The 10,772-nt window shown below is 72.4% G+C and carries 11 protein-coding genes; 9 read left to right on the top strand and 2 right to left on the bottom strand.

Annotated features, from left to right (window positions below; genetic code table 11):
- The coding region (locus FHG89_RS31485) for a S1 family peptidase (protein WP_139588022.1) at window positions 1-955 on the top strand (955 nt) is incomplete at its 5' end.
- Between the two features lie 63 nt (window positions 956-1,018).
- Here FHG89_RS31485 and FHG89_RS31480 read toward each other — a convergent pair.
- A complete protein-coding gene (locus FHG89_RS31480; RefSeq protein ID WP_139588021.1) occupies window positions 1,019-1,729 on the bottom strand; it encodes a DUF998 domain-containing protein in 711 nt (236 codons plus the stop codon).
- Between the two features lie 64 nt (window positions 1,730-1,793).
- Entirely contained in the window at window positions 1,794-2,417 is a 624-nt protein-coding gene (locus FHG89_RS31475; protein ID WP_167517579.1) for a hypothetical protein, read from the bottom strand.
- Between the two features lie 421 nt (window positions 2,418-2,838).
- Here FHG89_RS31475 and FHG89_RS31470 point away from each other — a divergent pair, with 421 nt between their 5' ends.
- The 8 genes from FHG89_RS31470 to FHG89_RS31435 all read left to right on the top strand — a co-directional run.
- Entirely contained in the window at window positions 2,839-3,513 is a 675-nt protein-coding gene (locus FHG89_RS31470; protein WP_139588019.1) for a hypothetical protein, read from the top strand.
- A 134-nt stretch (window positions 3,514-3,647) separates the two neighbouring features.
- Entirely contained in the window at window positions 3,648-5,453 is a 1,806-nt protein-coding gene (gene aspS / locus FHG89_RS31465; RefSeq protein ID WP_139588018.1) for an aspartate--tRNA ligase, read from the top strand.
- Between the two features lie 104 nt (window positions 5,454-5,557).
- A complete protein-coding gene (locus FHG89_RS31460; protein ID WP_139588017.1) occupies window positions 5,558-6,370 on the top strand; it encodes an SDR family oxidoreductase in 813 nt (270 codons plus the stop codon).
- Window positions 6,371-6,460: 90 nt separating this feature from the next.
- Window positions 6,461-7,060: an ArsR/SmtB family transcription factor gene (locus FHG89_RS31455; protein WP_139588016.1), complete on the top strand. Its 600-nt coding sequence runs from the start codon at window positions 6,461-6,463 to the stop codon at window positions 7,058-7,060.
- A gap of 46 nt (window positions 7,061-7,106) precedes the next feature.
- Entirely contained in the window at window positions 7,107-8,393 is a 1,287-nt protein-coding gene (locus FHG89_RS31450) for an MFS transporter (protein WP_139588015.1), read from the top strand.
- Between the two features lie 283 nt (window positions 8,394-8,676).
- Complete coding sequence (locus FHG89_RS31445; RefSeq protein WP_007458297.1) at window positions 8,677-8,889, top strand: hypothetical protein; 213 nt, start codon at window positions 8,677-8,679, stop codon at window positions 8,887-8,889.
- Window positions 8,890-8,963: 74 nt separating this feature from the next.
- Entirely contained in the window at window positions 8,964-10,499 is a 1,536-nt protein-coding gene (locus FHG89_RS31440) for a replication-associated recombination protein A (RefSeq protein WP_139588014.1), read from the top strand.
- A partial coding sequence (locus FHG89_RS31435) for a hypothetical protein (RefSeq protein WP_208761175.1) occupies window positions 10,499-10,772 on the top strand: 274 nt, incomplete at its 3' end. The genes FHG89_RS31440 and FHG89_RS31435, both read left to right, overlap by 1 nt.

Below are 10,772 nucleotides of genomic sequence, written 5' to 3'. Positions count from 1 at the left end.
GGCCGCCCCCGCCGCCTCGCCCGACGCCGCTGCCGCCCTCTCCGCTCAGCTCGGCGACCGCTCCGCCGGCTCGTACATCGACGCCAGCGGCCGGTCCGTCGTCACCGTCACCGACGCGGCCGCCGCCCGCAAGGCGAGCAACGCCGGCGCCACCGTCAAGTACGTGACCCGCGGCGCCGCCGAGCTCAACCGGGCCACGGCCGAGCTGGAGCGCTCCGCGAAGATCCCGGGCACCGCCTGGTGGAGCGACCCGGTCACCAACCAGGTCGTCGTCTCCGTCGACAGCACCGTCACCGGTGCGAAGCTGGAGCGGGTCAAGGCCGCCGCCGCGCGGGCCAACGGCGCGGTGCGGATCGAGGCCGAGGCCGGCGTGCTGAGCACCCGGATCTCCGGTGGCCAGGCCATCTACGCCGGCGGCGGCGGGCGCTGCTCGCTCGGCTTCAACGTGCGCAGCGGCAGCACCTACTACTTCGTGACCGCCGGGCACTGCACCAACATCTCGTCGAGCTGGTACTCGAACTCCGGCCAGACCTCGCTGCTCGGCACCCGGGCCGGCACCAGCTTCCCGGGCAACGACTACGGCATCGTGCGGCACAGCAACTCCGCCAACGCCGCGGGCAACGTCTACCTCTACAACGGCAGCTACCGGGACATCACCGGCGCCGGCAACGCGTCGGTCGGCCAGTCGGTGCAGCGCTCCGGCAGCACCACCGGCCTGCGCAGCGGCTCGGTGAACGCCACCAACGCCACGGTGAACTACGCCGAGGGCTCGGTCTCCGGCCTGATCCGCACCAACGTCTGCGCCGAGCCGGGCGACAGCGGCGGCTCGCTGTTCAGCGGCAGCACCGCCCTGGGCCTGACCTCCGGCGGCAGCGGCAACTGCAGCAGCGGCGGCACCACCTACTTCCAGCCGGTCACCGAGGCCCTGAACGTCTACGGCGTCAGCGTCTTCTGATCGACCCACCGCACGCGGGCCGCCGGAGCGATCCGGCGGCCCGTGTCGTGTCCGCGGCCCGCCTCACACGAGCCCATCGGGACCGTCCGCCGGTCGCAGGGGATCCGGGGGTACGACACCAGGCAGGGCCGGACCGACGGGTGCGGCGCCGGTCGTCCACGCCAGGTGCGCCCGCCGGGCCGACAACACCGCCAGCAGCGGCCAGAGCGACACCGTCACCGCCGTCACCCGCTCGGCCAACCCCGTGCGCGATCCGCTGGTCACCTCGAACGCCGACCAGCCGAACAGGGCGAGCAGCACCACCGTGGCACTCAGCCCCACGCCCCGGCGGAACGCCCACGGCGGCTGCGGGGCATCCGGATGCGCGGCGTCCGAGCCGCGCGGCAGCCGCAGCGCCGAACCGGCAGGCCACAGCGCGAGCGCCAGCACGGCCACCGTCGCCGCGATGCCATGGCTGAGCGAACCACCCACCGGCGGCCGGGGAAAGGCCACCAGCGCGATGGTGGCCACCCCACCGACCGCGAGCAGGAACCGGCTGGGCAGGTCGGCCGCGTGCAGCACCGCGGCGACCGACACGTAGCAGCAGCCGAGCAGCACCAGGGCCACGACCATGATCCAGGCATCGGTGGCGTCCTGCCCCGCCAGCTCGCTGATGGTGTCCCGGATCGGGTCGTACCCGGCGGGTTGGCGCGCCTGCGCAACCGTCCAACCTCCCACCAGCAGCACGGGCGCGGCCGCCGCCGTGGCGACGGCCCAGTTCGGTACGGCGCGCATTTCGCCACGTTAACCGGCGAGACGGCCGGTTGAACCGGGTTCGCCCGTCCGGACCGGCGGACGCTCAGGCCGCGCTGACCGTGGCGTCGGTGAGGATGACCGAACCACCCGGGTACTGACACTGGACCCGCAGCGTCAGCTCGTCGGCCCCTTCGAGGTCGGCGGCGAGCTTCTGCGGATTGTCCATGCGCGCGTCGAACTGCTGCCCCCGCGTCACCCGGGTGATCGTTCCGTCCGCCTGCCGGATCGCCACCTGGGCGTAGACGAGAACGATGCCGTCGCGGTCGTCGGGAGACGAAAAGAACGGTCGTACGGTCGAGGTGAGGTCGAGATAGCGGCGCTGAAGCCGATACGTGACATCGCGTTGCTTGTCCGCGCCGGAATTCGTCGGGCAGCCGATGACGATCGGACGGTCGTACTCGGGTCTGCCGTCCAGTTGGCGCGGAAGCTTCCCGAGAGAGGCAGCCCCGGCCTCGACGGCCAGGGTGTCCAGTCGGACGGACGGCGAGGGGGCGGTGGACGGCGATGTGCCCGCGTCCGGGTTGACCGCTGACGGCTTGGCCGGCCCGGCTCCCGCCGTCGACGCGGTCGCCGCCGGCGCTCCCGACCCCACCCGCCAGTCGAAGACGTCCCGCGCCAGGGCGGCTGCCGCGAGGAGCACCCCGAGCACCGTCACGGCGACTGCCACCTGCGCGCCGCGCCGGGCCGGCATTGGCGTCGGTCCCTGGCTGGAGTCCTGCATATCCGGCATCTACCTTTCCGCCACGGACGTAGAGATTGGACCGCTGATGTCTGACAGCTTCCGGTCACTTCGCGTCGGCGAAGAATACTCTCCCCCGGGCGATGGCGGGTTCCTGATAACGTGCCGATCCCGACCGGAACTCCCACCTGTTTGTTGACTTCTGCCGATACGGGAGGTTTTAGCGGTGAGCCAACCCGATCCGCGCTCAGAGCAGTCCGCCCCCACCCCCACTCCTCCCACACCACCGCCGCCGAGCGGCGGCACACCGCCACCGAGCGGCGGCACGCTGCCCCCGTTCTCGGGCGGCCCCGATCCGGCAGGTCCACCGCCCCCGACACCTGCCGCACGTCGCGGCCGGCTGGGTCTCGTGGTGATCGCCGTGGCTGCCCTGGCGCTGCTGGTGTCCCTCGGCTCCGCCATCGTTTCCTGGCGCGCGTTGGACCAGGCACAGACGGCGCGGGACATCGCGTCCGCCCGGGCGCCTGTCGGTTCGACCGACAGCGGTCCCGCGCCGGCTCCCTCCGACCCTGCCACCACGACCGACTCCCCGCAGACGACCGTCGCACCGGAGGAGCCGCCGCGTTCACCGGGAACACCGCCGGAGCTCAGCGAGCAGACCGTTTACGAGCCCAAGTACGAGAACCAGAGCCTGACCTTGAAGCCCACGGACTGCTTCAAGGAAATGCAGGTGGACCTCGACGAACCACGTGCCAACGTGGGATCGAACACCACGGATATGGCCCTCAATGCGGGCTGTCCGGGTGCCCCCTTCATCGAGTTGGCGGCCGGTGTCGAGGGCAGTGAAGCAGCATCGGCCGGAATGAAGCCGGCGGAATGCAACAACTCGATCCGCTCTGCTCCGATCGCCGCAGGCGCCGAGGTGCCACTTCGGAAGGGCTCCTGGCTCTGCATCAGGACCAATTACGCCGCCGCGCGTGAACAGCGGGACAGGTGGCGGATGGTGCTGCTGGAAGTCGTCACCATCAACAACGACCGGACCACCGTCATCCGGGTCACGGCCTGGAACATTCCCGAGAACTGACGCTCGCCGACTGACCGCGCCACCCGTCGAACCCGCCGGATTGACCGGCCGGGTCGCCGGGTGGCGCGGACCGTTTCCGGCACTCCTGACACAATGCGGAGGCAGACCGCACCGCAGATGAGGAGACGCACGTCGTGATCCGTACCCATGATGCCGGCAGCTTGCGCGCGACGGACGCCGGCACGACGGTGACGCTCGCCGGGTGGGTGGCCCGCCGGCGCGACCACGGCGGCGTCATCTTCGTCGACCTGCGCGACGGTTCCGGCGTGGTCCAGGTGGTGTTCCGCGAGGAGGACGCGCACGCGCTGCGCAACGAGTTCTGCGTGAAGGTCGTCGGTGAGGTGACCCGCCGGCCGGACGGCAACGAGAACCCGGAGCTGCCCACCGGTGAGGTCGAGGTGACCGCCGCCGAGCTGGAGGTACTCTCCGAGGCGGCCCCGCTGCCGCTGCCGGTGGACGACCAGGTCGAGGCCGGCGACGACATCCGGCTCAAGTACCGCTACCTGGACCTGCGTCGCAGTGGCCCGGCGAACGCGCTGCGGTTGCGGTCGCGGGCCAGCCAGCTCGCCCGGGGTGTGCTGCACGAGCGGGACTTCCTGGAGATCGAGACTCCCACGCTGACCCGTTCGACGCCCGAGGGCGCCCGGGACTTCCTGGTGCCGGTGCGCCTGCAGCCGGGCAGCTGGTACGCGCTGCCGCAGTCCCCGCAGCTGTTCAAGCAGCTGCTGATGGTCGGTGGCATGGAGCGGTACTACCAGATCGCCCGCTGCTACCGCGACGAGGACTTCCGCGCCGACCGGCAGCCCGAGTTCACCCAGCTCGACATCGAGATGTCCTTCGTCACCGAGGACGACGTGATCGACCTCGGCGAGGCGATCGTCTCGGCGCTCTGGAAGGACCTGGCCGGGCACGAGATCACCCGCCCGATCCCGCGGATCACCTGGCACGACGCGATGGCCCGGTACGGCTCGGACAAGCCGGACCTGCGGTACGGCGTGGAGCTGACCGAGCTGACCGAGTACCTGCGCGGCACCGAGTTCCGGGTGTTCGCCGGGGCGATCGACGCGGGCGGCTACGTCGGCGCGGTCGTCATGCCCGGCGGCGCGGCGAAGAGCCGCAAGGAGCTGGACGGCTGGCAGGACTGGGCCAAGGCGCGCGGCGCGCGGGGCCTGGCGTACGTGGTGCTGGACGCCGAGACCGGCGAGGCGCGCGGCCCGGTGGCGAAGAACCTGTCGGCCGAGCACCTGGGCGGGCTGGCCGACGCGGTCGGCGCCAAGCCCGGTGACGCGGTCTTCTTCGCCGCCAGCGCGAACGCCCGCGAGGCGCAGGAGCTGCTGGGCGCGGCTCGCGTCGAGATCGCCAAGCGGGCCGGCCTCATCGACGAGAGCGCCTGGGCGTTCTGCTGGGTGGTCGACGCGCCGATGTTCGAGAAGACGGACGAGGGTGGCTGGACGGCGGTGCACCACCCGTTCACCTCGCCCAACGCCGAGTGGGTGGACCGGTTCGAGGAGGCGCCGGACCGGGCTCTCGCGTACGCGTACGACATCGTCTGCAACGGCAACGAGATCGGCGGCGGGTCGATCCGTATCCACCGGGGCGATGTGCAGAAGCGGGTCTTCGACCTGCTCGGCATCACGCCGGAGGAGGCGCAGGACAAGTTCGGCTTCCTGCTGGAGGCGTTCAAGTACGGCGCCCCGCCGCATGGCGGCATCGCCTTCGGCTGGGACCGGGTCTGCATGCTGCTGGCCGGCGCGGACTCCATCCGTGAGGTGATCGCGTTCCCGAAGACCCGGGGCGGGTTCGACCCGCTGACCGGCGCGCCGACGCCGATCACCGCCCAGCAGCGCGCCGAGGCCGGCATCGACGCCAAGCCCAAGCCCGCAGCCACCGCCCACGCCGGAACGGCAGGCCCCGCAGCCCCGGTGGCCGACCCGGTCTGACCGGCCCACCCCGGCCCCTGCTTGGTTGATCAAGAGGTTTGCGTCATCATCGTCCCGCGAGATGACGCAAACCTCTTGATCGTTTGGCGGGGGAGTGGACTGGGATGCGGGTGCTTGTTGTCGGGGGTAGTGGGTTTCTGGGGCGTGCGGTGTGTTCGCGCGCCGTCGGCGCCGGGTCGTCGGTCGTGGGGACCTTCCACTCCGGGGACATCGCAGTGCCGGGCGTCGACGCGCGGCGGCTGGACGTGACCGACCGGGCCGCCGTTCGTGCGCTGGTCGCGCAGGTGCGGCCGGACGCCGTGGTGGGGACCCCCTACCGGTACGGGGACTGGGCGGTCACCGCCGACGGGGCCGCGAACGTGGCGGTCGCCGCGGCCGAGACGGGCGCCCGGCTGGTGCACGTGTCCAGCGACGCGCTGCACGCCGGTCGTCCCACGCCCTACACCGACGACGATCCGCCCACTCCGGTGCACGCGTACGGTGCCGCGAAGGCCGCCGCCGAGACCGCCGTTCGGGCGATCGACCCCGGCGCGGCAATGGTGCGGACCTCCCTGATCCTGGGGGAGGGCAGCAAACAGATCCAGCTCTGCCGGGACGCGCTCGCCGGCCGGGCGGTCCTCTTCTCCGACGAGCTGCGCTGCCCGGTCGACGTGACCGACCTCGCCGACGCCGTACTGGAGCTGGTCGTCTCCTCGTATGCCGGGCTGCTGAACGTGGCCGGCCCCGACGCGGTGAGCCGGGCCGAGCTGGGTCTGCTGGTCGCCGAGCGGGACGGCCTGGACGCGGCCGGCTTGAAGACGGCCACCAGCGCGGCAACCGGAGTGGTCCGACCGCTGGACGTGCGCCTGGACAGCTCTCGCGCCGCCGGCCTGCTGCGAACCCGGCTGCGCGGGGTGCGCGAACTCCTGGCGCACTGAGAACAGCACTCCCGACCACCCTCACGCTCGTTGCACACTTCTTGTGCATAACTCTTGTGCATAATAAGTGTGCAGAGATAGTGTGCAGTCATGGAGAGCCCTCCACCCGACGGCCGTACCGAGCCGAGCCGCGTCGATCTGAACGCGCGGCAGGTTCGCGTGCTGGCCCACCCGCTACGGATGCGGCTGCTCGGGTCGCTGCGCATCGACGGCCCGGCGACCGCGACGGCCCTCGCTGAGAAACTGGGCACCAACACCGGCGCGACCAGCTACCACCTGCGGCAACTCGCCGAGGTGGGGCTGGTGGCGGAGGATCCGGACCGGGGCGCCGGTCGGCAGCGCTGGTGGCAGGCCGCGCACGACATGAGTCACTTCGATCCCACCGACTTCGACGACGACCCGGACGCCCGCGCCGCGGTGCAGTGGATCCGGACCAACCAGGTGCGGCTGATGGGCGAGCTGGCCGAGCGGTGGATGGCCGTCGAGCACACTCAGTCCCGCGCCTGGCGCGACGCCGCGGGCATGAGCGACCTGGTGCTGCCACTCGACCCGGCCCGACTGCTTGCGCTCAACGACGACCTGTGGGCGGTGCTGATGCGCTACCGCGACGACGCCGTCGCCGATGCCCCGGACGTCAAGCCCGTGCACGTGTTCCTGGCCGGCTTCCCGCGTCTGGAGGAGCGATGGTGAACGCGAGCAGCGCGCCGGTCCCGCAACCGCGAACAGGGGAGACACGATGAGTGCGCTGACCGTACGCCAGGTCCGGGGTCGCTACCTCACGCTCTACGGCCTGCGCTGGCTGCCGACGGGCCTGATGATCCCGGTGATGATCCTGCTGATGCAGGAACGCGGCCTGTCGCTGCCGCAGATCGGCCTGGTCGGCACCGCCCAGGGGCTGCTGGTCCTGGCGCTGGAACTGCCCACCGGCGGCTTCGCCGACGCCCTCGGTCGCCGGCCCGTGCTGCTCGCCGCCGGAGTGCTCAATCTCGCCTCGTTGGCGCTGTTCGCGGTGGCCGACTCGTTCGCCCTGTTCTTCCTCGTCTGGGCCCTGCAGGGTGTCTACCGGGCGCTGGACAGCGGCCCGTTGGAGTCCTGGTACGTCGACGCCACCCTCGCCGCCGACCCGCAGGCCGAGTACGAGAAGGGCCTCGGGTACGCCGGCGCCGTCATCGGCGCGGCCATCGGCGCCGGAGCGTTGCTCAGCGGTGGCCTGGTGGCGCTCGGCCCGATCGGGCCGGTCAGCGCGCTCACCGTGCCCGTCCTGGTCGCCATCGTCGCCCAGGCCGTGGCGCTTGTCGCGTTGCTTGTCCTGCTTGTCGAGGAGCGGCCGGCCACCGGGGTCGCGGCGCTGCGGGCCTCGGTGGTCCAGGCACCCCGGATGATCGGCCAGGCCGTCGGGCTGCTGCGTCGCTCCCGGGTGCTGCTGGCGTTGGTGGCGGTCGAGCTGTTCTGGGGCTTCGGCATGGTCACCTTCGAGTCGCTGCTGCCGGTGCGGCTCGCCGAGGTGATCGGCAACCCGGAACGCGCCGCCGCGCTGCTCGGACCGGCCAGCTCGGCCGCCTGGCTCGCCTCGGCCGCCGGCGCCGCCCTGACCCCGCTGCTGCTGCGCTGGTTCGGTGCCGCGCCCGGCGCCGCCCTGCTGCGCGTCCTACAGGGAGTGACGGTGGTCGGGATGGGACTGTTCGCCGGGCCGGTCGGCGTGCTGGTGGCCTACCTGGCCTGCTACGCCGTGCACGGCGCGTCCAATCCGCTGCACAGTGGGCTGCTGCACCGGCAGGTCGACGGCCCGTACCGGACCAGCGTGCTCTCGCTGAACTCGATGATGGCGCAGCCGGCCGGCGCGCTCGGCGGGGTGGTGCTGACCGCGATCGCCGCCGCCACCAGCGTCAGCACCGCGATGGTGGTCGGCGCGATCGTGCTCGCCGTCGCCGCCCCGCTCTACCTGCCCGCCTGGCGGGCAGGCCGCCAACCCGCGCCCGTCGCCGAGCCGACCACGCTCCCCGTACCCGCCGCCGACCGGTGAGGGAAAGGGCCGCCTGCCGGCGACGGGAGGCCGTCCCCGCGTCTCACGCGAGACGGAACGAGCTGAGCGCCCGGACGGGAGGTGGTGCTCGGAAACGCCTCGTCGATCAGCGTCTCCATGACGGACCGGTCGGCTTCGGTCAGGCGTACCAACAGGTAGGAGCCGCGGATCGAACGGCCGCGTCGGCCGGCGGCGCGCACCTGGCCCACGGTGGAGATTGACGAGTCGACCGATTGGGTACATCACGCGCCGACCTACTGGGAACCCCCACCGGAGGACCGACATGCTCGCCATTCTCGCGGCCATCGTCTTTGGCTTCGCCCTGCTGCTCGACCTGCTCAACACCGACTTCGGAGCGCCGGACCTGTTCAACTGGAACACGCTCGTGCTCATCGGGTTGCTCCTGCTCTCGCTCTACCTGGCCGGCGTGGGCAGCGGCCCGCGCGGCGGTGGCGGCGGCCGCTGGTACCGGGGCCGTCGCCCCGGTCGCGGCTGACCGGAACCGATCACCGGTGGCGGGCCCGCGGCGCGATTCCGGCGTCGCGGGCCCGGCCCGGTACTGTCTTCGTGATGGAGTCCGACGCCCTCTTCTCCCTCGGTGCCCCCGCCGGGTCGCGTGACGCGCCCGCCGGTCCCGCCGGTGTCGACGGGTTCACTCCGGTAGCGGACGATTCGCCCCTGCCCGTCCGGATGCGCCCGGCGACCCTCGACGAGTTGGTCGGGCAGGACCACCTGCTCGCCCCCGGGGCGCCGCTGCGGCAACTGGTCTCCGGCGGCGCGCCGATGTCGGTCATCCTCTGGGGACCTCCGGGCAGCGGCAAGACCACCATCGCGCACCTCGTCGCCGCGGCCACCGACCGCCGGTTCGTGGCCATGTCGGCGCTCTCCGCCGGGGTCAAGGACGTCCGCGCGGTCATCGAGACGGCCCGCCGTCAGCGCCGCTCTGGCGGCCCGCAGACCGTGCTGTTCATCGACGAGGTTCACCGGTTCAGCAAGACGCAGCAGGATTCGCTGCTCGCCGCCGTCGAGGACCGTACGGTCACGTTGTTGGCGGCCACCACGGAAAACCCGTACTTCTCGGTCATCTCCCCGTTGCTGTCCCGGTGCGTGCTGCTCACCCTGCAACCGCTGGACGACGAGGCGGTACGGGGTCTGCTGCGCCGCGCGGTCGCCGACGAGCGCGGCCTCGGCGGCGCGCTCACCCTGGCCGCCGACGCCGAGGACCACCTGGTCCGGCTCGCCGCCGGTGACGTCCGCAAGGCCCTGACCGCGCTGGAGGCGGCGGCCGCCTCGGCCACGGCGCTCGGCACCGGCCGGATCGACCTCGTCACCGCCGAGCAGGCCGTCGACGTGGCCGCGGTGCGCTACGACCGCGACGGCGACGCCCACTACGACGTGGTCAGCGCGTTCATCAAGAGCATGCGCGGCTCGGACGTGGACGCCGCCGTGCACTGGCTGGCCCGGATGCTTGTCGCCGGGGAGGACGCCCGGTTCATCGCCCGCCGACTGGTCATCTTCGCCAGCGAGGACGTCGGCATGGCCGACCCCGACGCGTTGAGCGTGGCCACCGCCGCCGCGCACGCGGTCGAGTACGTGGGGTTGCCCGAGGCGCAGCTCAACCTGGCCCAGGCGGTGATCCACCTGGCCACCGCGCCCAAGTCGAACTCGGCCACCACCGCCATCGGCGCCGCGATCGCCGACGTACGGGCCGGTCTAGGTGGTCCGGTGCCCCGCGGTCTGCGCGACGCGCACTACGCCGGCGCCCGGGGGCTGGGCCACGGGACCGGCTACCGCTACCCCCACGACGACCAGCGCGGTGTGGTCACCCAGCAGTACGTTCCCGACGACCTCGTGGGCACCGACTACTACCGGCCGAGCCCGCACGGGGCGGAGCGGTCGGTGGCCACCCGGCTGCCGCTGCTGCGCCGTATCGTGCGCGGGCTGCCCGCCCCGGCGACCCGTCCGGAGACCCCGAACGCCGGGCAGCGCGTAACGGAGCAGACCGCGCCAGCGCCTGCTGGCGAGAACGGTCGACCGACGACGGACCCGGGCGGTCCCGGAACGATGCAGGACAGCGGCACGAACGCCGCAGGAGAGGGTCAATAGTGAAATCGCGTGGTGGGGACCGCCCGGACGAGAGCCCGGACGAGCGGCGCGATACCCGTCCGAAGGGCCGCCGCTGGGGTCGAGGCCGAGCCGAGGCCGAGCCGGAGGAGCCGGTGTCGGGTGAGGAGTTCGGCTGGATCGACGACCTGCGCTCGGCCAAGCAGCAGCGTACGGAAATCGGCCCCGAGGGCGCTGCGGCGGAGCCCGCCGGCCCGCGCGGTGCCGCCCCGCCGCCCTCCGGCTCACCCCGTCGTACGCCGGACGGGCCGGGGG

This window comes from Micromonospora orduensis (assembly GCF_006228125.1).
GTDB lineage: Bacteria > Actinomycetota > Actinomycetes > Mycobacteriales > Micromonosporaceae > Micromonospora > Micromonospora orduensis.
This window is presented reverse-complemented; position numbering and strand designations above follow the sequence as displayed.

What these genes read in the sequence shown, in the direction of transcription:
- FHG89_RS31480 (WP_139588021.1), bottom strand. Translation starts at nt 1,729, where the DNA reads ATGCGCGCCGTACCGAACTGGGCCGTCGCCACGGCGGCGGCCGCGCCC.
- FHG89_RS31460 (WP_139588017.1), top strand. Translation starts at nt 5,558, where the DNA reads ATGCGGGTGCTTGTTGTCGGGGGTAGTGGGTTTCTGGGGCGTGCGGTG.
- FHG89_RS31455 (WP_139588016.1), top strand. Translation starts at nt 6,461, where the DNA reads ATGGAGAGCCCTCCACCCGACGGCCGTACCGAGCCGAGCCGCGTCGAT.
- FHG89_RS31450 (WP_139588015.1), top strand. Translation starts at nt 7,107, where the DNA reads ATGAGTGCGCTGACCGTACGCCAGGTCCGGGGTCGCTACCTCACGCTC.
- FHG89_RS31445 (WP_007458297.1), top strand. Translation starts at nt 8,677, where the DNA reads ATGCTCGCCATTCTCGCGGCCATCGTCTTTGGCTTCGCCCTGCTGCTC.
- FHG89_RS31440 (WP_139588014.1), top strand. Translation starts at nt 8,964, where the DNA reads ATGGAGTCCGACGCCCTCTTCTCCCTCGGTGCCCCCGCCGGGTCGCGT.